This is a genomic window from Polyangium sp. y55x31, assembly GCF_029946505.1.
In the GTDB taxonomy this organism is placed as follows: domain Bacteria; phylum Myxococcota_A; class Polyangia; order Polyangiales; family Polyangiaceae; genus Polyangium.
In genome coordinates this window covers 430,247-452,927 of record NZ_JARZHG010000004.1, presented here as the reverse complement: position 1 = coordinate 452,927, position 22,681 = coordinate 430,247, and the positions used below count along the sequence as shown (strand labels likewise).

The window sequence follows — 22,681 nt, the reverse complement described above, 5'->3', positions numbered from 1 at the left end:
CATGGCGCTCTCCGAAAACGAGATCCTCGGAAAGCTGCGCGATGCGATCGTGGCATTGAAGGAGACCCGTGCCGAGCGCGACGCGCTCCTGCGGGAAAAGACGGAACCCATTGCCATCGTCGGGATGGCTTGCCGGTTCCCGGGCGAGGCGAATTCGCCGGAGGAGTTCTGGGATCGCCTGGCGGGCGGCGCCGACGCGGTGACCGCGGTTCCGGCGAATCGATGGAAGATCGACCCGCTGATCGACGCCGAGCCCCGGCTGCAAGGTGCACGCTGGGGCGCGTTCGTGGGCGACGTCGATAGGTTCGATGCGGGGTTTTTCGGCATCTCGCCTCGTGAGGCCGAGCGGCTCGACCCACAGCAGCGTTTTCTCTTGGAGGTGTCCTGGGAGGCGCTCGAACGCGCGGGGTACGACGCCCCAAAGCTCGTCGGGACGAAGACCGGGGTCTTCGTCGGGATCATGAACACCGATTACCTGGAGCTCAGCCTGGCGCAGCCTCGGGAGAGCCAGGAAGCGTACACCGCGACCGGGAACGGACACAGTTTTCCCGCGGGCAGGCTCGCGTACGCGTTCGGGCTTCAGGGACCCGCCACGGCGGTGGACACGGCTTGCTCGTCGTCGCTCGTCGCGGTCCACCTCGGCTGCCAGAGCTTGCACACGCGAGACAGCGATCTCGCGCTCGTCGGGGGCGTCAGCTTGATGCTGGATCCGCTCATCGCCGAGGTGACGGCGAAGACCGGCGCGCTCGCGCCGGACGGCCGGTGCAAGAGCTTCGATGCGCGGGCGAATGGGTATGTCCGAGGCGAGGGGTGCGGGGTCGTCGTTTTGAAGCGGCTCTCGGACGCGCAGCGGGACGGCGATTGCATCCTGGGGCTGATCCGCGGATCGGCCGTGAACCAGGACGGGCGCTCGACGGGGCTCACCACGCCGAACGTGCTCGCGCAGCAGACGATGTTGAAGGCGGCGCTCTCTCGCGCGGGCCTCTCGCCGCAAGACATCGGGTATGTCGAGGCGCACGGGACCGGGACGCCGCTCGGCGATCCGATCGAAATGGACGCGCTCCGCGCGGTGCTGGGCCAGCCGCGCGCCGATGGCACGCATTGTTTCGTGGGGACCGTCAAGACGAACATCGGGCACCTGGAGGCGGCGGCGGGTGTGGCGGGGCTCATCAAGGCCGTGCTCACGTTGCAGCGCGGGGTGATCCCCAGAAACATCCATTTCCGGGCATTGAATCCCCGCAGTTCGCTGGACGGCACGCCGCTCGTGGTTCCGACCGAAAACGTGCCTTGGCTGCGGGGCGATAGGCCGCGTCGGGCGGGCGTGAGCTCGTTCGGTTTGAGCGGGACGAACGCGCACGTGATCCTGGAGGAGGCGCCTCCGGACGAGGCGAGGTCACCCGAGCGGGAGCCCTCGGTCCATCTGTTGCCGCTCTCGGCGAAGAGCCCCGAAGCGCTCCGCGCGGCGGCGCATTCGTTGGCGGCGTGGTTGTCGAAGACGAACGATGTCTCGTTGCGCGAGGCTGCGTACACGGCGAGCGTGCGCCGGACGCACCACGAGCACCGCCTCGCCGCGGTGGGCGCGACGCGGGAGGAGCTCGCCGGGCTCCTTGCCTCGTTTGTCCGGGGAGAAGCGCCGGGCGGCGTCGTGCAGGGAAAGATCGCGGCGCAGGCGCGGCCGAAGGTGGTCTTCGTTTTTCCTGGACAGGGTTCGCAATGGTTGGGGATGGGCCGTGCGCTCCTGGCGCAGGAGCCCGGATTTCGCGCGTCGCTCGAGGCTTGTGATCAGGCGATCCGCGCGGAGGCCGGCTTCTCGGTCATCGACGAGATCTCGGCGGACGAGGCCCGGTCGCGCCTTGCGGAGATCGACGTGGTGCAGCCCGTCCTGTTCGCGATCGAGGTGGCGCTCGCGTCCTTGTGGCGATCCTGGGGTGTGGAGCCGGATTGTGTCGTCGGCCATAGCATGGGCGAGGTCGCCGGGGCGCACGTGGCGGGGATGTTGAGCCTCGAGGACGCGGCGAAGGTCATCTGTCGCCGGAGCCGCTTGCTTCGCCGGATCAGCGGCCGGGGCGCGATGGCGCTCGTCGAGCTCGACATGGCGGAGGCCGAGGCCGCGATCGAGGGGTACGAGCATAAGATCGGCGTCGCGGTGAGCAATGGGCCGAGGTCCACGGTCCTGTCGGGCGACCCGGCGGCGCTCGAGGAGGTCCTCGGGGCGCTCGAAAAGAAGGGCGTATTCTGCCGTCGCGTGAAGGTGGACGTCGCCTCGCACAGCCCCCAGGTGGATCCTCTTCACGAGGATTTCGCGGCGTCACTCCGAGACATTCGCCCCGAGGACGGAAGGACGGCGATGCGCTCGACGGTGACGGGACGGTCGTCGAAGGGGGCCGAGCTCACGGCTTCGTATTGGTGGGACAACCTGCGGCAGCCCGTTCGATTCTCGCTCGTCACACAGGCGCTCATGAAAGAGGGCCACACGCTCTTCGTCGAGATGAGCCCGCACCCGATTCTGGTGCCTTCGATCGAGGAGAACTTGCGAGAGACGCACGTCGAGGGCGCGGCCCTTGCATCGATGCGCAGGCAGGCCGACGAGCTCCGGACGATGCTCGAAGCGCTCGGGGCGCTCCATGTCCGGGGATGCGCGATCCAATGGCGCAAGCGTTTTCCCAGCGGGGGGCGCGTCGTGCCGCTCCCCACGTACCCATGGCAGCGCGAGCGATTTTGGCTCGAGACGCGCGGGGCGCGCGCCCGCCTCCCGCGGGAAGAGGGCGCTCATCCGCTGCTGGGTATGGGCATCGTTCCTGCGTCGCAGCCCGAGCTGCACATATGGGAGCAGCGCCTGAGCACGGAGGGATGGCCCTACCTCGAAGATCATCGGGTGCAGGGAGAGGTGGTCTTCCCCGGGGCAGGATACGTCGAAATGGCGCTGGCCGCGGGAGCCCGGGTGTACGGAGAGGGCGCGGTCCGGCTCGATACGATGTCGTTCGAGCAAATGCTCGTGCTGCCGCGCGGGCAAGCGCGCATCGTGCAGGTATCGCTCCTCGAAGAGGGCGGGGGGCGGGGCGCGGTGACGATTTCGAGTCGGGCCGAGGGCGCGAAGGAGTGGGTACGCCACGCGGAGGGGATCCTGCGGGTGGTGGCCACGTCGACGGCGCCGCCTGCCAGCGAGGACCGAAGGGACGTCGAAGCGCGTTGTCCGGAGGTCCTGGAGGGCCCCGCCCATTACCAGCGCATGGAGGCGCAGGGCCTTTCGTATGGCAAGTGCTTCCAGGGGGTCGAGCGGCTGCACCTGGGGAAAGGCGAAGTCGTGGCGCGCGTGCGGCTGCCCGACGAGGCGCGCGCGGATTTCGGCGATTATCTCGTTCATCCGGCGCTCCTCGACGCGTGCTTCCAGGCAGCCGGTTGGTCGCTGCGGGCGTCGTTGGGAGACGGCACGTTCGTCCCCGTGAAGGTCGCAGGCGTCCGCGTGCACGAGCGACCCGGGCTCGAAGTCTGGGTTCACGGGCGCCTCTCGGGGGACGGCACGGAGAGCGACCCGGCCTTCTCGCTCGTGATTCGAGGCGAGTCAGGGAATGCGCTGGTCGAGGTGTCGGAGCTCCGCGTGCAGCGGCTCACCGAGGCGGCCGGGGCCACGCGGGAGCCCTTCGCCGAGTGCGTGTTCGAGGTGTCGTGGCGGCGGAAGGACCTTCCTCCGGTGGCCGAGACAAACCCCGGCGCGTGGCTCGTCTTCGCGGACGAGAAGGGGCTCGGCGCCGTGGTGGCGGAGCAGCTCCGCCAGCGCGGGCATACTTGCGTGGAGGTCGCGGCCGGCGAGCGTTATGCTCCCGAGGGCGAACGCCGATACCGGGTGGATCCCACGAGTGTCGAGCAATGGCAAGAGCTCTTGCACGACGCCTTCGGCAAGGATCCTTGTCGCGGCGTCATCCATTGCGCCGCGCTGGACGGCGCGGGCTGGAGGGAGACGAGCGCGGCCACGGTCGAGGCGGATTTGCGCCGCGGCACGCTGAGCGCGATACGGCTCGCCCAGGCGATCTGGCGTCGAGCATCTCGTGATGCGCCGCGCCTGTTCCTGTTGACGCGCGGCGCGCAGGCCGCCGGCGTGCGCGTGACGCCGCTCGCGATTTCGCAGGCCGCGATGTGGGGTCTCGGGCGCGTCCTGGCGATGGAGTTGCCCGACCTCGGCTGCGTGCGCCTCGACCTTCCCACGGACATGAGCCAGGACGAACCGGAGCTCGTGGTCCGAGAGGTCCTTTCGGGGAGCGAGGAGGATCAGGTCGCGCTCAGGCCGGAGGGGCGATACGTGGCGCGGCTCGTGCGAGGAAACCTGGCGGTGGAAGGCCCCGCGGGCGAACGCCGAGAGCCCGCGGCGGGCAGGCCGTACCGGCTCGAAATCGGCGAGCCCGGGGTGCTCGAGCGCCTCTGCCTGCGGTCCATGGAGCGCCGTCCGCCGGGCCCCGGAGAGGTGGAGATCGAGGTCGAGGCAGCGGGGCTGAATTTCCTCGACGTCATGAAGGCCATGGGGATCTACCCCGGCATGGACCCGAGGTCGGCGCAGCTCGGCGGCGATTGCGCGGGCCGGATCGTGGCGCTCGGGGAGGGCGTGCATGGGCTCTATGTGGGGCAGGAGGTCATCGCCGCCGCCGCGTCGAGCTTCGCGAGCCACGTGACCACACGCGCCGAATTCGTCGCGCGCAAGCCGGCGGGGATTTCGTTCGAGCAGGCGGCGACGATCCCGGCGGTCTTCACGACCGTGTACTGGGCGCTTCATCACGTCGGTCGGCTACGGCAGGGCGAGCGGATCTTGATCCATTCCGCGACCGGCGGGACCGGGCTCGCGGCGATACAGTATGCGCGGTCCGTGGGCGCCGAGATTTTCGCGACGGCGGGCAGCGAGGAAAAACGCGCCTACCTGCGTTCCCTCGGCATCGAGCACGTGATGGATTCGCGTACCCTCGCATTCGCGGACGAGGTGATGGCCCGAACGGGAGGGCGCGGCGTGGACGTCGTGTTGAATTCGCTCACGGGTGACGCGCTCCTGAAGAGCCTCGACGTGCTGGGCCCATACGGGCGCTTTCTGGATATCAGCAAGAAGGACATCTATCAGAACACCCGGCTTCCGCTCCTGCCGTTCCGGAAGAGCCTCTCGTACACGGCCATCGACCTTGCCGGAATGGGGGAGGAGAGCCCCGAGCGATTCGCGCGGCTGCTCGGCGAGGTGATGGCGAAGTTCGAGGATGGCACGCTCGAGCCGCAGCCGGTGCAGGTGTTCCCGGCGAGCTCCGCGGACGAGGCGTTCCGATGGATGGCGCAGGCTCGGCACATCGGGAAAATCGCGCTGCGGATGGCGGACCCGGCCGCGCAAATCGCGGCGCCCGTGGTGCGGGCGCGCGTCCGGGGCGACGGAACGTATCTGATCACCGGTGGCCTCGGGGGTCTCGGGCTGTCGCTCGCAGGATGGCTCGTGGAGCAAGGCGCAAGGCATGTCGCGCTCATGGGTCGAAGCGCGCCGAGCGAAGCCGCGAACGACGCGATTCGTAGGATGAAGGAGGCGGGCGCCGAGGTGCGTGTCGTGCGGGGAGACGTGTCGGTGCGAGCGGACGTGGACGCGGCGATGGCGGAGCTCGATCGGAGCATGCCTCCCCTGCGCGGCGTCGTGCACGCGGCGGGGTCGCTCGCGGACCAGACGCTGCCGGAGATGACGGAAGCGCACTTCTGGGGACCGGTCGCGCCCAAGACGCTCGGCGGATGGAACCTGCACGAGACGACGCGCGGCCGGGATCTCGATTTCTTCGTGGCCTACTCGTCTGCGGCAGGGCTCCTGGGTTCGCCCGGACAAGCGAATTATGCGCTGGCCAATACCTTCCTCGATGCGCTTTGTCAGGCGCGCGTCGCCGACGGTTTGCCCGGAACGAGCATTCAGTGGGGGCCGTTCGCGAACGTGGGCCTCGCAGCGGCTTCGGACGTTCGTGGGAAGCGCATCGCTTCTCGCGGCGCCGCGAGCATGACGCCCGAGGAGGGCAATACGTTGTTCGGTCGGCTCCTCGAGCATCCGCGCCCCGAGGTGGGGCTCCTCCGCTTCGACGTGCGCCAGTGGCTCGAATTTTATCCCCACATGGCGGCCATGCCCTTCTTGTCGGAGCTGCTCGCCGAAAAAGGCTCCGTCGCGAGTAGCGTCAAGGCCGGAGGCTTGCGCGACGCGCTCGATCGCGCGGGGGCGGCAGAGCGGGCGGCGATGGTCGAAGCGCACCTCCGCGAGCAGCTCGGCCGTGTGCTTCGGCTCGAGCCGGCCCGCATCGACACGCGGACGCCTTTCACGAGCTTCGGAATGGATTCGCTGATGAGCCTGGAGCTGCGCAACCGGATCGAGGCGAGCCTCGGCCTCAAGCTCTCGGCGGCGCTGCTCTTCACATACCCCACCGCGGAGGCGCTCGCGGCTCATCTCCTCGAGCGGTTGGCCCCCGCGCCGCCCGCCAGCGCGGAAGGCGCGGCGGAGGTCTCGCCGCCCGTCGCGGCGCACGCGGAGGAGGAGCTGGCGACGGCGGGGGAGGGCGTGGTCGAGGGAGACGAGGCGGAGCTCGTGAACAAGCTCGAGGCATTCGAGGAGTTTCTGGGATGAGCAGCGCAGGCGGACCGGGGGGGCCTCCGCGCCGAGAGGGCGCGTCCGGCGAGCCGACCCCACTTCAGCGCGCGGTCGCCGCGCTGGAGAAGATGAAAACACGTCTGGACGCCGTCGAGCGCGCGGCGAACGAGCCCATCGCGATCGTGGGGATGGCGTGCCGTTTCCCCGGAGGAGGCGACGGTCCCGAAGCATTCTGGGCGGCGCTCGAGAACGGCGTCGACGCGGTCCGAGAAATCCCTGCCGATCGATGGCCCCCCGAGGCGATTTCCGGCGATCGACCGGCGGCTCGATGGGCCGCCTTGCTGGACGACGTATCGCAGTTCGACGCGGCGCACTTCGGGATCTCGCCGCGCGAGGCGGAGAGCCTGGATCCCCAGCAGCGCCTGCTCCTGGAGGTGACGCGGGAGGCCCTGGACGACGCGGGGCAACGTCCGGACCGGCTCATGGGGAGCAAGACCGGGGTTTTCGTCGGTCTGTGCAATACTGATTATGCGCAGATCATGACGCAGGCCTGGGCGGGGGCGTACGACGCGTATTGCGCCACGGGAAATGCCTTCAGCACGGCGGCGGGGAGGGTGTCGTTCGTCTTTGGCTTCCAGGGGCCGGCCATTGCCATGGACACGGCATGTTCCTCGTCTCTCGTGGCGGTCGCGCAGGCATGCCAGAGCCTGCGCGCGCGGGACAGCGATCTCGCGGTGGCCGGGGGCGTGAACGTGATCGCGTCGCCGCTGACCATGCAGCTCATCCTCGAGACGCAGGCGATGTCGCCGGACGGCCGATGCAAGACGCTGGACGCGCGGGCGAACGGGTTCGTCCGCGGCGAGGGGTGTGGCCTCGTGGTGCTCAAGCGGCTCTCCGATGCATTGCGGGACGGCGATCGTATCCGGGCCGTGATTCGAGGCTGGGCGGTCAACCAGGATGGGCGCTCCACCGGTTTGACGACGCCGAACGTCCTTTCTCAGCAGGCCATGCTGCGGCAGGCGCTCGAGCGCGCGCGCCTGTCCCCGGGCGACATTGGTTACGTCGAAATGCACGGGACGGGCACGTCGCTCGGCGATCCCATCGAGGTGGAGGCGCTCCGCGAGGTCCTGGGCGCGCCGAGGGCGGACGGCTCGTCGTGCGTGCTCGGCGCGGTCAAGACGAACATCGGGCACCTGGAGGGAGCGGCGGGCATCGCGGGGCTCATCAAGGCCGTGCTTTCCATGGAGCACGAGCGTATCCCCCGAAACCTTCATTTTCGTCGGTTGAATCCGCGCATTTCCTTGGACGGGACGCCGTTCGTCGTGCCGACGTCGCCCGTGGCGTGGCCGCGCGCCGACAAACCTCGCCGAGCGGGTGTCAGCGGGTTCGGATTGAGCGGCACCAACGCGCACGTGATCCTGGAGGAGGCGCCCGCGGAGGAATCGAGGCGGAGTGCCGAGGAGGCTTCGGCCTACCTCGTTCCGTTGTCCGCGAAGAGCCCCGATGCGCTCGTGGAGATGGCCCGTCGTCATGCAGAGTGGTTGGTCCAGACGAACGACGCCTCGCTGCACGACGTGGCCTACACGGCGAGCGTGCGTCGGACGCACCACGAGCATCGGCTGTTCGTGGTAGGATCGACGCGCGAGAAGGTGGCTGCGCTCCTCGCGTCGATCGCGCGCGGGGAGGCGGCGGGCAGCACGCCGGAGAGGAACACGCGGAGCGCGGGGCGCCCGAAGGTGGTGTTCGTTTTCCCTGGCCAGGGTTCCCAATGGGCAGGCATGGGTCGGCAGTTGCTGACCGAGGAGCCGGCCTTTCGAGCGACGCTCGACGCCTGCGACGCGGCCATTCACGAGGAAGCCGGGTTTTCGGTCATCGAGGAGATGTCCGCCGAGGAAGGGCGTTCGCGGCTCGCCGACATCGCCGTGGTGCAGCCCGTCCTGTTCGCGATCGACGTCGCCCTCGCGTCGTTATGGCGATCCTGGGGCGTCGAGCCCGACTGCGTGGTGGGCCATAGCATGGGCGAGGTCGCGGCGGCGCACGTCGCGGGGAGCCTGAGCCTCGCCGACGCCGTGAAGGTCATCTGCCGCCGCAGCCGGTTGCTTCGCCGCATTGGCGGCAAGGGCGCGATGGGGCTCGTCGAGCTGCCCATGGCGGAGGCCGAGGCCGCGATCGTGGGATACGAGCAGAAGCTCGGCGTTGCGGTCAGCAACGGTCCGCGAGCCACGGTCCTGTCGGGAGATCCGGCGGCGCTCGAGGAGGTCCTCGGGGGGCTGGAAAAGCGCGGGGTCTTTTGCCGTCGCGTGAAGGTGGACGTGGCGTCGCATAGCCCGCAGGTGGATCCGCTACGCGAGGAGCTGCTGGCGGCGCTCCATGACGTGCGGCCCGCGGAGGCTCGGATCGCGATGCGCTCGACGGTGACGGGCGAGCTTTTGCGGGGTGGCGAGCTCGTGGCCTCCTACTGGTGGGACAACCTGCGCCAGCCCGTTCGATTTTCGCGCGTCACGCAGGCGTTGATGAAGGAGGGCCACACGCTCTTCGTCGAGCTCAGCCCTCACCCCGTTCTGCTGTCCTCGATCGAGGACAACCTGAAGGAAACGGCCGTCGAGGGGGCCGCCATCGCGTCGATGCGTAGACATGCAGACGAGCGTCGGAGCATGTTGGACGGGCTCGGCGCGCTTCATGTGGGAGGGGTCGAGGTTGGCTGGAAAAACCTCTACCCGGCAGGGGGGCGCGTGGTAAGCTTGCCCCCGTATCCCTGGCAGAGGCGTCGCTACTGGATCGCCGCTCCGAAGCAGGTTCGGCCGCATACGACCGCGGCCGCAGAGACGCAGCCTCTCCTTGGGCAGCCCCTCCCCGCGAGGGCGGATCGGCCCGAGGTGCGAACATGGGAGGCGCAGCTCGACGAGGCGTTGCTCGCGAGGATCGGCGTTCAGCGGTCGTTCGGCGTCCGTCGGCTGGCCAAAGGCGGGCTCGCGCGGCTCGCGGTCGCGGCGGCAGGGGAGGTCTTCGGCGAAGGCGCGTGGCAGATCGCGCTGCAATTCGGCGATGCCCCGGCGCTCGAGGACGACGAAATGGCCACCGTCCAGACCTTCGTTTCGCCTGAGGGAGCGTCCAAGGCGACCTTCGAGGTTCATGTTCGCCAGAACGACAAACGTCCCTGGCGCCGTGTTGTGCAGGGCAGCCTCGCGACGGCTCCTCCCGCGGACGGGGTGCGTACGGGACTCGCGGTCCTCGCGTCGGATCGCTTGCAGGACATGGCTCCGTCGCTCTGGGAGGCGCGGCTCGGGGCGCTGGGCCTCGATGATGACGTTTTTCGTGTGGAAGAGGTTCTGCGGAATGGCAGCGAGCTGCTCGTGCGGGGCACGGCCGCCCCCGATGCCGTGGGCGCGCTCCCTCGAGCCGTCGCCGCGCTCGTCTCGATCACGCATCCCGCGGCGCACGGGCATTCCTGGGCGATCGAGGCCGTCGACGGCTTTCTCGTGTCCCCCGCTTCCGTGGAGGGCCGCGCGTGGCTGCGTGCGCGCTGGGTCGAGAGAGATACGTCGTCCGGCTGCGTGAGCGCCGAGCTCGTGAGCGAAGCGGGGGACGTCCTGTCCTCGGTTCAACGAATCGATCTACGAGCAGAGGATCCAGAGGCCGTATTCCGCGCCCGCGGGAAACATCCCTTCGACGGTGCGTTCGCCGATTTCGTCTGGGAGCCCGCGCCGGCTCCGCGCCACGAACGGACGGGGCGGCGTGCGTGGCTCGTCATCGCGGACGCGGGAGGAACAGGGCTCGCATTGGCGACGCAGCTCCAGGGCACAGGCGACGCGGTCGTGACGTTGCCGGCCGCGCAGCTCGAGCACGGGATCGACAAGCTCGACCTCCTGCTCGCCTCTTCGCTCGACTTCGCAGGGATCGTCTACATGGGCGCGCTCGACGAACTGGGGCACGAGGCATTCTCTGCCGCTGCGGTCGAGGCGTCGACGTCCCGGCACGCGCTCGTGGCGCTCGCGATTGCCGACCTCCTCGCATCACGAGCGACCGCTCCCAGGTTGTGGCTCGTCACGCGCGGCGCGCAAGACGCGGGCGGCATCGACGTCTCGCCGGGGCCGGCCGGACTCTGGGGCCTCGGGCGTGTGCTGTCGCAGGAGCTCCCCGCCGTCTGGGGAGGGATCGTCGACCTCGAACCCACGCCGAACGCGGAGGAAACGCGCCTCCTCGCGGAGTCGCTGCGGTCCTCGGGGGAGGAATGGTCCGCCCTTCGAGGCGCCGCGCGCTTCGTCGCCCGTCTCGCGCCGATCTCGCTCCCCGTCCATCGGGCCATCGAGGTTCGTCCCGAATGCACGTATCTGATCACCGGCGCGCTTTCCGTTCTGGGCCAAGAGGCCGCGCGATGGCTGGTCATGCGCGGCGCGCGCAATTTGCTGCTCGTCGACGAGCCACACCGCATGGGGCTCGTGCCGACGTGGGTTCGGGAGCTCGAAGCGCTCGGAGCGCGCGTCGACATCCGGGGAGCCGACGCGGCGGACGAGGAGGTCATGAGGCGCGTGCTTTCACGTGCATCGAACCCGATTGCAGGGATCTTCCAGGTTGGATACGGCGTGGAGGACGCTCGCCGCCTGACGGACGCGGAGACACGGCGGGAGCTCGCCACGGTCGTGGAGGCCCAATGCCTCCCCTGTTTTACGCTGCATTCGCTGACGGCGAACCATCGATTGGACTTTTTCGTCCTGTTCTCGCCCGCGCCTGCGCTTCTCGGCTGGGAGGGGCTCGGCGCGAGCGCCGTGGCGGCGGCGGTGGTCGACGCGTTCGCCCGTCGTCGCCGTCGAACCAGCCATCGCATCACGATCGCGCACGTCTTCCCCCTCCTCGAGGTGCGCGCGCCCATGTCCGAGCTGGAGGACGAGCTCGTCGCGGTGGGAATCGAAGGAATACCCGCTCCTCGCCTCTTCGAGGCGCTCGAGCACATGCTCGCGATGGACCGCCCTGCGGCGATCGTCGGATGGGCGGACTGGGCGCATCTTCGGGCGCCAAAACAGGTCGGCCCCGCTCGTTCGCGGCTCGAGGCGAGCGGGGATGTTCCGGCGACGGTCGAAGGCGCGGCTTCGTTGCGGAGGCGTATCGTCGAGGCGAACGAGGAAGGGGCGCGGCACATCGTCGAAGGCGCCGTGCGTCGTCTCGTCGCGCACGTGCTTCACGCCGATCCCAACGACCGCCTGCCGGGTCATCAGGCGCTCTCCACATTCGGCATGGATTCGATCATGGGCGCGCAGCTCCTCGGCCGCCTGCGTGGAGCCTTCGACCTGGTCCTCCCGCTCAAGATCCTGCTGGAGAATCCCAGCATCGATGCGCTGGTCGGCCACGTCGCGACGGCGATTCGTTCCGGCGAGGGGAGCGTGGCGGCGGGTTCGAGGTCGCGCGGTGAGCGGGGGCTTTGCATCGAGCTCACCAGAGGCGGCGACGGACCGCCGATGTTCTGGACGCCGCCGCTCACGGGATCCGCGCTCATTTATCAATCGCTCGCGCGCCGCTTGGGGAAGGAACGCCCCTTTCATGCCTTCGACGCGCCCGGGATCGATTCGGATGCTCCCCCTTGCGATCGTGTCGAGACCCTGGCTGCCCGGTTCATCGAGGCGATGCGAACGGTGGCACCCCGCGGGCCTTATCGGCTGGGGGGATACTCGTTCGGCGGGCTCGTTGCCTACGAGATGGCCAGGATCCTGCAAATTGCAGGAGAGACGGTCGAAGCGCTGGTGATCGTGGACGTTCCCGCCCTGGAGGCGGGAGACCTCGCCACACGTCTGGCGCAGGCTGCGCGGTTCGTCGATCCCGATTACGACGTGTCGACGCTGGCCGACATCGGGCGAGAGGAGGCCGTTTCGCGGCTCGCCCGCAGCATTGGCGCGATGCTGGGCTTACCGCCGGATCTGAGCGAGTCGACCCATTTGTTGGGCGTGTACCGGGCGCATTTCAATGCCCTGATCGATTACGTGCCGCAGCCGTACGGCGGCTCCATGACCGTGCTCGCGACCCGGGACAGCATCGACCGCCTCGCGCTCATGACGCGGTCGCCACGAGAGCCGTCCCTGGGCTGGCGGCGCCTCGTCACGGGCTCGGTGCAGGTGCACGAGCTACCGGGGAATCACTTGAATGTCGTCCTGGAGCCGACCTCAGCCGAGATCGCGCGGATCCTCGGGCTCGTTCTCGAGGCGTCGCGTGATGGGGCGTGAGGGCTTCGTGACGGAGGGGTCGGCTGACGGCGGAGGAGACTGCTAGGCCGACCCGGTGGCATGCACGCCGAAGCGGCTGGGAGCTCGGATGCTCAGGGGGCTCCGGCGCACTCCACGGCGACCTTGTATTGCTCGCGCATGTACTGCATCCCCCACCAGGCCCAGAACTCCGTCGCCTCGCGCCTGAACTCCGGCCGGATCTTGGCGAAGATGCTCACCGTCTGGATGATGCCGGCGAAGTACGACTGGGACACCACCATTTCCGGGGTCTCGCCTTGCGCGATCATGCCGGGGATGACCGTGTTCACGTACGTGTCCCGGATCTCGGTCGTGCCTTGCTCGAGGTACTCTCTCGCCATGGCCAAACCGCCCTGGAGAACCTGCGCCATGTCGTCGAGTTTGTACTGACCCTTCCGCGTCGGGTCCTTGTTGAGCGAGTCGAGCAGTGCCTGTGCGGCATCGGGGATCGCCGCCGTGTACGCGTCCAGGAATTCACGAGCCCAGGGTTCCATAGACCGCCTAGTTACCATGCATCGAAGCGGCCTACAAGCGTCGACTGTGCGGCTCCGCAGGCGTCGAGGCCTCCCGCGGCTCGAGGTCGTCCCCCGGTCGTCCGCTTGCCGCGCCCTCATTCACGAGGTGCCGGTCTCGTTCGCGGGCTGTGGTCGGCTCTTGCGGGGGGACGGGCGTGGGCGCGGGGCGCGAGGGGAAGGGTTACGTTCGCTCGTCCCTCCCGAGACAAACGTATTTGCGGGTCGTGAATGGGGCGCTGCGTTCAATGGGCGCGAACCGCAGGAACCTGAAATGCCTTGGCTTTCGCCGCGCTCGGCTCATCGTGGCGGCGCCTCCCGGTGTGGGCCGACGTGGACGCCAAGGTGTGGCTGCCGCGCCGTGACGAACCGGAGGAGCACCCGGCGCCCGGGGGGCTTGTCCTGTCGCGCGTTCCTCAGGGTGCAGGATTCCAGGGCTGCGGGAGGCGAGAGCGGCACATACGCCAAACAAACGTGATGTGTGTCACGTCTTGGCGCGAGGGATGCCCGGATGACCGAGGCGAACGCGGTATTACCCTGGGCGGACGTTGTGGTAGCATGCCACCATGCTCACCGAAGGCGATCGCCTGCAGCTCGCTCGGTTCATCCAAGCGAACGTCGAAAAGTACACGGACGCGCTCGTCCGTGCCGTCGAGCTCACCCAGGCGAAGGATTACCAGCGCCAAGATCTGCAGCAGATCATCGCCGGGTACGTCGCGATCATGTCCGAGGCCCTCGTCGAGGAGAGCAGCGAGAAGCGGACGTTCTACCTGGAGACGGTCATCCCGGGTCTCGTCACGAACGGCGAGGCGCTGCCCAAGCTCCTGTACGGCGCGGCGAGCGTCAGCCTGATCATCTCGATGGATGTGATGCACGGATTCCCCTCCGCCTCGCCCACCGCCTCGCCGAGTGAACTTTCCGATTGGGTTGCCGATTATTTTGCGTCGTTTCTGCGTGACATGATGGGCTCCGCGCTCACCACCGCGATGCAGAACCCCGGGCTCCTCGCGCAAATGGCGAGCGCGAGCAGCTAAACCGGGCCTTCGTCCGGCCGGACCGCAGCTCGGGGCGGCAAGGTGGGAGATATTTGATACCGCCCATTTTCGTAGGCCCAATCCAGGTGGCCACGGAGCAGATGCCCGAGCGCGGTGACGAAGCGGCGCGTGCCCTCGTCGGGGTCGTCTTGGCGTAGTCGCTCCGAGAGCTGGAACCACTGGCGCATGCGCTCGTTGTGCATGCCAATCACGAGCTCCTCCGCCTGCGCGGCGCCGATTCCTTTCTCGCGCATGAGCACGAGGACGAGGTTGTGGTAATCGCCCTCTTCGAGCTCCCGCGCATAAGTGAACAGGTCGTTCGCCATTCCCACGAGCAGGCAAGCCTGGCTTTCGAACTGCGAGACCTCCGGCCGCTTCCGGGCCGCCGTCCCCGACGGCCGGGCCCGATCCGCGTCGGCGAGCTCGATGAGCGGATACAGGCCAATCGTGGTCTTCCGCGCCTCCAGATAAAGCTCCGCGTGCGGGATGAACCGGTTTCGTCGATTGATCGCCTCCCAGGCAAAACCGGCGAATAGATCGGCGACCTTGTCGACGAAACGCGCGAACCAGGCCTCGGAGAACGTATTCGTCATCCGCAGCCGGAGATCCGCGAACGCCTGCGCCATCGGGACGTCGCCTCGCGGCGGATCGGTTCCACGCAGGACGTTCACCTGTCGACCCAGCAATGTAGCGGTATCGATCGGATGAACCTCCAGCCGTTCGCTCAGATCGTCCGTCAGGAAAAACAGCGCGAGCCAGTCCGTCGCGATTTGTAATGCTTCGGCGCCGATACCGGGGAAAAATCGTGCCGCGAGGGTTCCGAGCTGAATTTTTTCGAGCCGCGCGTAGCCGGTCTCCGTCGGGAGAAGCTCGTGGCTGCGCGCCCACCGGAGCGTCGCGGCCTGCGCTTCCGCGCCGTTCGGATGGAGCGCCGAAGGTAGCGGACAATATAAGGCAGAACCCATGAGGTTCATGAGGCCCTCCAGGCGCGACCGCGTTTTGCCAACGATTCCCGCTTCCATTAGAACGGAGAAAAACCTCGAAGTCAAGGGTGTTACAGGGTACGGAAGCACAGCACAGCGCCACGCGGATCTCGGCGCTCGCACGAATGTTCGCAATGCAAGCGTTCGGCCGACCGAAAATGGCGCCGTCGGCATTGGTGCCATTTCCACCGCATCTTTTCGAAAAAACGAGCCGCGTCCGGATCGTCGCCGCCCCCCGCGATCCCGATGCGCTGTGCCACACGACGCGTCGTCCGTTTCCCCCGCTCCCATCCATTGCCCTCCACCCTCGTTCGGTGTCACAACCACGCCCCCGATGGCCCGCCCCCAGCTCCTCTCCATCCCCGAGCGCCTCGACGCCAACCCCCGCTTCACCGGCCGCGGCGTCGTCATCGCCCTCGTCGACAGCGGCTTCTACCCGCACCCCGACCTCATGCGCCCGAAGCGCCGGATCAAGGCGTACGCCGACGCAACGCGTGACGAGGCCGTCGCCGACGACTTCTTCACGCCACGCGCCGCGTCGTGGCACGGGACGATGACCGCCTGCACCGCAGCAGGAAACGGCTACGTGTCGGGCGGTCGTTACCGCGGGCTCGCCTCGGAAGCCGAGGTCGTGCTCGTCAAGGCGCTGAGCAGCGAGGGAAAGATCACGGGCAAGAACGTCGCCCACGCGATCCGTTTGCCGCTGCGTTACCCGCACCTCGGCATCCGCGTGATCAACGTGTCGCTCGCCGCGCCGTCGAATGATCCCGACCTCGCCGAGGTCGAGGCCGCCGTGGCCGAGGTCGTCGCCGCGGGGATCACGGTCTTCGCCGCCGCAGGCAACACGCCCGGGAGGCCCTCGCGCCCGCCCGCATCCGCGCCCGAGGCGATCACCGTGGGCGGGCTCGACGACAAGGGCGAGCGGGAAGGGGACGCGTCGCTCTGGCCGTCGAGCTACGGCACGATCCGCGAAGGCCTCGACAAGCCGGACCTCGTCGCCCCCGCGATCTGGGTGCCCGCGCCGATGCTGCCCGGCACGCTCGTCGCACGCGAGGCGGTCGCGCTCTTCCAGCTCCTCTCCGTGCTCGAAGAGCTCTCCGTGGAGCAGGGTTTTTCAGAGCAGAAGCAGCGCGCGAGCCACGAGGAGCGTAGCAGCGTGAACGGGCTCATCGACGCCGTGAGCGCGCGCATCAACCGGCAGAAATACATCGGCGTCGACTACCAGCACGTCGACGGGACGTCGTTCGCCGCGCCGATCGCGGCGAGCGTGGCGGCGCAGATGCTCGAAGCGAACCCGAGCCTCACGCCCGCGCAGATCCGCGAGGGCCTGCTCGCGACGGCCGCGCCGATGCCGCAGTACCCGAAGATCCAGCAGGGCGCGGGCTTCATCCGGCCACGTCAGGCCGTGATGTGGGCGCAGCAGAAGAAGCAGGACAAGTTCGTCGCCGTGGTGGAAGAAGGCGCGCTCGAGTAACGCTCAAGGCTCCGCGTACACGGTCTCCCACGTGCGCGGAAAGACGCCGTCCTTGCCGAAGAGCTTCGGCACGACCTCGTCCCAGCCGCCGAGCGCGTCGATCCGCACGGGATCCTTCACCTCGGGGAACGCGGCGGCGTGCGCGGCGCGTACCTCGGCGTCGTCGCTGCGGAAGCCGTACGTCGCGAGGATGTGCTGGGCCTCGTTGGAGCTCAAATAATCGACGAAGGCCTCGGCCTCCGTCAAGAGGGCGTGCTTCTTGGCGTTCGTGTCCACGACGGCCGCCATGACCTCGACGACCATCGTCGAGGAGGGGATCACCATGTCGTAGGTGCGGCCCGCGGCGCGGCCCGCGAAGACCTCGCTCTCGTAGGTGACGGCCACGTCGCCGACGCCCTTCTCGAACGTGATGAGGCTCTCGCGCGCGCCCTTGTCCGCGATGGCGACGTTCTTCAAGACGCCGCGGAGATACCCCTGCGCGGCGGCCTCGTCGTTCGCGGCGACGCCCGCATGGCCGCGGAGCGCCGAGGCCCAGAGCGCGCTGACGTTCCACATCGCCCCGCCGCTCGTCTTCGGGTTCGGCATGAGCACGTCGAGGCCGGGGCGCGCGAGATCGGGAAACCCCGTGATGCCCTTGGGGTTGCCCGGACGAACCGCGAGGGCCACGACCGAGGTGGTGAAGGAGCCGCGCCGGCCACGCTTGCGCCAGTCGTGCGTGATGAGCTTTTCCTTCTCCAGGCGCGTGACGTCCGGGGCGAGCGCGAGCACGACGACGTCGGCCGGAAAGCCGGAGGCGACGGCGCGAGACTGCGCGCCGCTCGCGAGGTACGAGGCGCGCACGCGGAGGCGCTTGCCCGTGCGGGCCTCGTACTGCTTCTGAAAGGCCGGGAGGATGCCGCGTTCGAAGGCGTCACGCGGCGCGGAGTAGGCGGCGAGGACGAGCGTCGTGTCCGCCTCGGGTTCGCGTCGCTCGTTCGTGCACGACGCGAGCCCGAGGAGGCAAGAGAGCGCGAGGGCGAGGCGCGCCCAGCGCATCGATCAGGGGAGGATCGACGGATCGAGGATGCCGCCGGTGTTCGTGACGCCGCCGCCGGGCGTGACGCCGCCCCAGATGACCATCTTGCTGCCCGTGCTGATGGCCGTGTGATGCGCGCGGCCGACGGGCGCGGTCGGGATCGGCTTCGCGCTCCAGGTGTTCGTCGCCGGGTTGTAGAGCGAGCCCGTGTTGAGGTAGGTGCCGTCGACGTTCTGGCCGCCCCACACGATGAGGCGCGGCGCGATCCACACGGCCGTGTGGTACTGCCGGAGGTCGGGCGCGCCCTCGGTCGTCATGAAGCTCCACTCGATCTTCGGCTTGTACCGCGCGCCGATCGAGGCGGGCCCGAGCAGGTCGTAGCCGCCCCAGACGATCATCTCGGTGCCCGTCCACTCGGCCGCGTGACGCGCGCGCGCCGGCGGCTGGCCGTCCTTCACGGCGCTCCAGACGCCCGTGCCCGGATCGAACTCGGCGCCGTCGCCGAGGTAGGTGACCTCGACGCCGTTGAAGCCGTAGCCGCCGAACACGATCATGTCCGAGCCGGTCCACACGGCCGAGTGATCCGAGCGCGGGCTCGGCGGCGTGCCGCCCGCGGGGAGCGGATCCCAGCGGTCCTCGGTCACGTCGTACGCGCCGCCGTCGCCGAGGTAGTTCGTCCCGTCGAACCCGCCCCACACGATCACCTTCGAGCCGGTCCACACCATCGTGTGACCCGAGCGCGGCGAGGGCGCGCCGGCCGTGGTCATCGCCGACCACGTGTTCGAGATGGGGTTGAACACGCCGCCCGTCTTGACGGGCGTGCCGTTCTCGCCGCCCCAGACGACCATGTGCGTGCCGGTCCAGACGGCGTGGGCGCGCGTGCGCGGCGGCGGGACGTTCGCGGTGCTCGTCGGCGTCCACGCGCCCGTGCCGAGGTCGAGCATGGCGCCGGTGTTCGTGGTGCCGCCCGCGGTGTTGCCGCTCCAGACGATCATCTTCGCGCCGGTCCACACGGCGACGTGATGCGAGCGCGCGGCGGGCGCATCCTGCGTCGGCGTCGGCTCCCAGGCGTCGGCACACTTGCTCTCGGTGCATGCGCCGAAGCACGCGTGCCCGCATTTGCCGCAGTCCTGGCTGCTCGTCTCCAGATTGACGCAACGCGGAGGGCCGCCGCAGAACGACTCACCCTCGTTCGGACAGACGCACTTGCCCTCGGAGCAGACCGTGCCCGGGCGGAAGGCGCAGTCCTGGATCTCGAGGCACTCGACGCAGGTCGACTTCTTCGTGTCGCAGACCGCGGTAGGCGCGGGGCAATCGGAGTTCGAGATGCAGCTCGTGGGAGCGCCGCCCTCGCCGCCGCTCCCTCCTCCTCCGCCGGGGCCCGCGCCGCCCGAGGCACCGGATCCGGTCGGATCCTCGGTTCCCAGGGTCAACGCATCCGGGCATCCGCCGAGCAGCATCACGAGCGCTGCCGAGACACCCACGAGCCCCCACGGCCTTTGGCGAGTAGCACCCATCTCGAACCTTCCCATTCTGACGGCCTCCGAGGCGCGCGCCGAGTGGCGCGACAATCGAGTCGAGACGTTACCAGAACGCTCGATTTTCGTCGCGGTCGTCAGGCGCCCGGAAAAATCAGGGGTTCGTCGCCCGCCGGAGCCCGCCGACGAGCCGCTCGATGTCCTTCTCGGGCACCGAGCAGAGGCCGACCCGGAGCGCGCCCTGGACCGGGACCACGAAGATGCCCTCCGCGCGCAGGCGCGCGGCAGCACCCGGCGCGTCCTCGCAAAACACCGTGGTGAAGAAGCCTCCGTCGTAGCGCGGATAGCCGAGGCCCGCGGCGGTCGCGAGGGAGTTCCAGCGCTCGACGCGGCGGTCGAGGAGGTCTTTGAACGCGGCGCGCTCCTGGTCGACACGAGCGCGGAGCTCGGGATCGGTGAGCACCCGAGCGATCGCGTTCATGCCGGCGGCGTTGCAGTTCGACCACGTGCCGCGGCTCGCGTACGTGAGCGCGTTCTGGACACGCGCGCGCTCGCCGGCGTCGGGGCAGAGCGCGACGAGCGAGCCGACGCGCAGGCCGTACTGCGTGAACGACTTCGACGCGGACCAGGCGAAGAGGACCATGGCCTTCTCCGCGAGGCGCAGCGCCGGCGTGAACGTCTCGATGAGGTTCTGCTTCGCGTACCGACCGTAGGCGACGTCGAGCAGCACGGTGATGGGCCCACGCGCGGCGGCGCGCCCGACGACATCGACGATGCCGTTCCAGTCTTGATCGTCGAGCGAATACCCCGTCGGGTTGTGACACGGCGTATTGAGGAAAACGAGCGCGCGGCCCTGCGCGTCGAGGACGCCGGCGAGCTTGCGTTCGAAGTCGGCGACGTCGAGCCGGCCCTTGTCGTCGAACATGCGGAACGTCGCGAGGGTGCGATCCGCCTCGTCCGCGAGGGTCTTGTACGGGCTCCAGTAAAAGCCCGTCGTGAGCAGCATCTGCTGCGGTTCGAGGAACGTGGTGATCGCGTGGCGGAGCGCGCCGGAGCCGCCGGGCGTGGCGACCGCGGTCGCGAAGGAGGCCTCGGGCCGGCCGGCGAAGAGGTCGTCGATCACGCCCTGCAAGAAGGCCGGCGGGCCGGCGATCGGTGCGTACGCGGCGCCGACCTCGGGCGGCACGGAGCGCAGCGCCTCGACCACGGCGCCGATCACCGCGAGCTTGCCGTCGTCGTCGAGCAGCACGCCGACGGTCGCGTTGATGACCGGCTCACCGGACTTCTTTCTCGCCTGCGCTTCCGCGTTCAGCGCGAAGATGGGATCGTCCGCGGGGCGCGCGGTTCGCGAGGGAATCAAGAACTCCATGGAAGCGGCCGCTACCACGACTCAGGCAGCGCTGCCAAGCCGCGACACGCGCCGCGATGCGTCCAAGGTCGTCCGCTCGCCGGCTCGATGCGCACGGGACCCGGCTTCCGCGCTGCGCTAGGATAACGCCATGCGAACGCCTGCCGCTCTCCCGACCGCGCTCGTCGCGACTGCGCTCGTCGCCACCGTAAGCGCCGCGAGCGCCCGAGGACCCGAGCGCCCGCTCGTGGATCCCTCGCGAACGAACGGCGCGCCGGGGGCCATCGAAGATCGGCTCGGCCCGCTCTACGAGCCCGTCGCCATCGCGACGGAAGGGTTCCTGTCGACGCCGTCGGATCTCGGCGAGACGAGCTGGGACGTGCCGGGGCAGATCGTGGTGGACGCTCGGGACGACCTCGACGCGTCGTCGTTGCTCTCGCTCGCCACGGACTTCGGGCTCACGTTCACGCCGACGCGTCTCGAGCCGACGACGAAGATCCAGATCGCGACGGTGTCCCCGGGCGACATGGCGAGCGTGCTCGAGAGGCTCTCGCGTGATCCGCGTGTCGAGTTCGCCGAGCCGCTCGCGCGCGTGCGTGCGTCGTTCGTCCCGAACGACCCGCTCGCCGGCGAGCAGTGGCACATGCAGCGCATCGGCGCGCAGCGGGCGTGGGACTTCTCGGTCGGGCGCGGCGTGACGGTCGCCGTCGTCGACACGGGCATCGCCTGCGAGGACCACGGCCCGTACATGAAGGGCACCGATCTCGCCGCGACGGAGTGCGTCGAGGGCTGGAACTTCGTCACGGGGAGCGAACACGCGAACGACGATCAGGGCCACGGCACGCACGTGGCGGGCACGATCGCGCAGTCGACGAACAACGGGATCGGCGCGTCAGGCGTGGCGTTCGGCGCGCGGCTCATGCCCGTGAAGGTGCTGAACGAGAACGGCTGGGGCACGACGGCGGACGTGGCCGACGGCATCCGCTGGGCCGCCGATCACGGCGCGCACGTGATCAACTTGAGCCTCGGCGGCCCGCGCAACGCGAAGGTCTTGCAGAAGGCGATCGACCACGCGCACCAGATGGGCGCGGTGGTCGTGGCGGCCGCGGGCAACACCGGCGGCAGCGTGCAGTACCCCGGCGCTTCCGACGGCGTCATCGGCGTGAGCGCGACCGATCCGAACGACAAGCTCGCGTCGTTCTCCTCGCGCGGCGAGGGCGTGGATCTCGCCGCGCCGGGCGTGAAGGTCGTGCAGCAGACGGTGTGCAACAAGGGCCGCAACAAGTGCGAGCAGTTCCCCGGCTGGAACGGCACGTCGATGGCCTCGCCCCACGTCGCCGGCGCGGCCGCGCTCGTGATGGGCCTCGGCGTGACCGATCCGGCCGCGGTCGAGGACGCGCTGCGGAAGAGCGCGCGCGTGGTCGATAACTCCGACGGCGGCAAGCGCCTCTACGGCGCGGGCGTGCTCGACGCCGCCGAGGCGGCCGTGTCCGTCACGAAGCAACATGCGTTCACGCGCCTCGTCGCGCTCGTGCTCATGACGGCGTTCGTCGCGCGGGCGGCGCGCAAGAAGAACAAGGACGCGAAGAGCCCGCTGCGTCTCGACTTCCTCCTGCCCGCGCTCGCCGCGGGCCCGGGCCTGTTCTTCTTCGCGCCGTGGCTCCTGCCGCGCGCGGACTTCTGGGTCGACGTCGCCGCGCGCCCGATCGCGGATCTCGATCTGCTCGTCGGCGTCTCGTTGCATCGCTTCTTGCCGCTCGCGAACGCGTTCGTCCCCTTCGCGCTCACGGCGGTGGGCTTCGGCATCAAGCGCCTGCGCCCGGCGATCGCCGGCCTCTCCGTGGGCACGGGGGCGTACCTGCTCTCGCTCGTCGCGCTCGGCGACGCGGGCGGGCCCTTCGGCCGCGTGGCGCTCGTCGCCTGGTGCGTCCTGAACGCGGCGATCTGCGCCTGGATTGCGCGTACGAACCTCGCCGAGACCCGCTAGCGTCCCCCGCCGGCCGGGCTCCCTTCGCTCGGTTATAGTCCGC

Annotated in this window: 10 protein-coding genes; 5 read left to right on the top strand and 5 right to left on the bottom strand. The window is 69.2% G+C overall.

The features are described 5' to 3' along the window. The first annotated feature begins 1 nt into the window (after nucleotide 1). Nucleotides 2-6,613 carry a type I polyketide synthase gene (locus tag QHF84_RS10820; RefSeq protein ID WP_281313151.1) on the top strand — a complete coding sequence of 2,204 codons (6,612 nt, stop codon included), beginning with the start codon at nucleotides 2-4 and terminating at the stop codon, nucleotides 6,611-6,613. Nucleotides 6,614-6,705: 92 nt separating this feature from the next. Next, entirely contained in the window at nucleotides 6,706-12,789 is a 6,084-nt protein-coding gene (locus QHF84_RS10815) for a type I polyketide synthase (protein WP_281313150.1), read from the top strand. 92 nt (nucleotides 12,790-12,881) lie between these two features. Here QHF84_RS10815 and QHF84_RS10810 read toward each other — a convergent pair whose 3' ends face one another. Continuing rightward, on the bottom strand, nucleotides 12,882-13,301 hold the full coding sequence (locus tag QHF84_RS10810; RefSeq protein ID WP_281313149.1) for a hypothetical protein: 420 nt from the start codon (nucleotides 13,299-13,301) through the stop codon (nucleotides 12,882-12,884). A 584-nt stretch (nucleotides 13,302-13,885) separates the two neighbouring features. On the opposite strand from QHF84_RS10810, the gene QHF84_RS10805 reads away from it, so the two are divergent. After that, nucleotides 13,886-14,353: a hypothetical protein gene (locus QHF84_RS10805; protein ID WP_281313148.1), complete on the top strand. Its 468-nt coding sequence runs from the start codon at nucleotides 13,886-13,888 to the stop codon at nucleotides 14,351-14,353. On the opposite strand, the gene QHF84_RS10800 is transcribed toward QHF84_RS10805, so the two are convergent. Continuing rightward, a complete protein-coding gene (locus QHF84_RS10800) occupies nucleotides 14,350-15,327 on the bottom strand; it encodes a hypothetical protein (RefSeq protein WP_281313147.1) in 978 nt (325 codons plus the stop codon). The two genes, QHF84_RS10805 and QHF84_RS10800, sit on opposite strands and share 4 nt — an antisense overlap. A gap of 343 nt (nucleotides 15,328-15,670) precedes the next feature. Here QHF84_RS10800 and QHF84_RS10795 point away from each other — a divergent pair, with 343 nt between their 5' ends. Then, a complete protein-coding gene (locus QHF84_RS10795; RefSeq protein WP_281313146.1) occupies nucleotides 15,671-16,810 on the top strand; it encodes a S8 family serine peptidase in 1,140 nt (379 codons plus the stop codon). A 3-nt stretch (nucleotides 16,811-16,813) separates the two neighbouring features. Here QHF84_RS10795 and QHF84_RS10790 read toward each other — a convergent pair whose 3' ends face one another. The 3 genes from QHF84_RS10790 to QHF84_RS10780 all read right to left on the bottom strand — a co-directional run bounded on the left by QHF84_RS10790 (nucleotide 16,814) and on the right by QHF84_RS10780 (nucleotide 20,672). Next, nucleotides 16,814-17,845 (bottom strand): sulfate ABC transporter substrate-binding protein, encoded by a 1,032-nt coding sequence (locus QHF84_RS10790; protein WP_281313145.1) that lies wholly within the window; start codon nucleotides 17,843-17,845, stop codon nucleotides 16,814-16,816. 3 nt (nucleotides 17,846-17,848) lie between these two features. Then, nucleotides 17,849-19,342: a kelch repeat-containing protein gene (locus QHF84_RS10785; RefSeq protein WP_281313144.1), complete on the bottom strand. Its 1,494-nt coding sequence runs from the start codon at nucleotides 19,340-19,342 to the stop codon at nucleotides 17,849-17,851. Between the two features lie 115 nt (nucleotides 19,343-19,457). Further along, the gene (locus tag QHF84_RS10780) at nucleotides 19,458-20,672 is read right to left on the bottom strand and encodes an aminotransferase class I/II-fold pyridoxal phosphate-dependent enzyme (RefSeq protein WP_281313143.1); all 1,215 of its coding nucleotides are present in this window, start codon (nucleotides 20,670-20,672) and stop codon (nucleotides 19,458-19,460) included. A gap of 130 nt (nucleotides 20,673-20,802) precedes the next feature. Between QHF84_RS10780 and QHF84_RS10775 the strand changes: the two genes are divergently transcribed. Beyond that, the gene (locus QHF84_RS10775) at nucleotides 20,803-22,638 is read left to right on the top strand and encodes a S8 family peptidase (protein ID WP_281313142.1); all 1,836 of its coding nucleotides are present in this window, start codon (nucleotides 20,803-20,805) and stop codon (nucleotides 22,636-22,638) included. The last annotated feature ends 43 nt before the right edge of the window (nucleotides 22,639-22,681 follow it).

Bases quoted from the DNA above. Each gene is read 5' to 3' on its own strand.
- QHF84_RS10780 (WP_281313143.1), bottom strand. From the start codon at position 20,672: ATGGAGTTCTTGATTCCCTCGCGAACCGCGCGCCCCGCGGACGATCCC.
- QHF84_RS10820 (WP_281313151.1), top strand. From the start codon at position 2: ATGGCGCTCTCCGAAAACGAGATCCTCGGAAAGCTGCGCGATGCGATC.
- QHF84_RS10815 (WP_281313150.1), top strand. From the start codon at position 6,706: ATGAAAACACGTCTGGACGCCGTCGAGCGCGCGGCGAACGAGCCCATC.
- QHF84_RS10775 (WP_281313142.1), top strand. From the start codon at position 20,803: ATGCGAACGCCTGCCGCTCTCCCGACCGCGCTCGTCGCGACTGCGCTC.
- QHF84_RS10785 (WP_281313144.1), bottom strand. From the start codon at position 19,342: ATGGGTGCTACTCGCCAAAGGCCGTGGGGGCTCGTGGGTGTCTCGGCA.
- QHF84_RS10810 (WP_281313149.1), bottom strand. From the start codon at position 13,301: ATGGAACCCTGGGCTCGTGAATTCCTGGACGCGTACACGGCGGCGATC.
- QHF84_RS10795 (WP_281313146.1), top strand. From the start codon at position 15,671: ATGGCCCGCCCCCAGCTCCTCTCCATCCCCGAGCGCCTCGACGCCAAC.
- QHF84_RS10790 (WP_281313145.1), bottom strand. From the start codon at position 17,845: ATGCGCTGGGCGCGCCTCGCCCTCGCGCTCTCTTGCCTCCTCGGGCTC.
- QHF84_RS10805 (WP_281313148.1), top strand. From the start codon at position 13,886: ATGCTCACCGAAGGCGATCGCCTGCAGCTCGCTCGGTTCATCCAAGCG.
- QHF84_RS10800 (WP_281313147.1), bottom strand. From the start codon at position 15,327: ATGAACCTCATGGGTTCTGCCTTATATTGTCCGCTACCTTCGGCGCTC.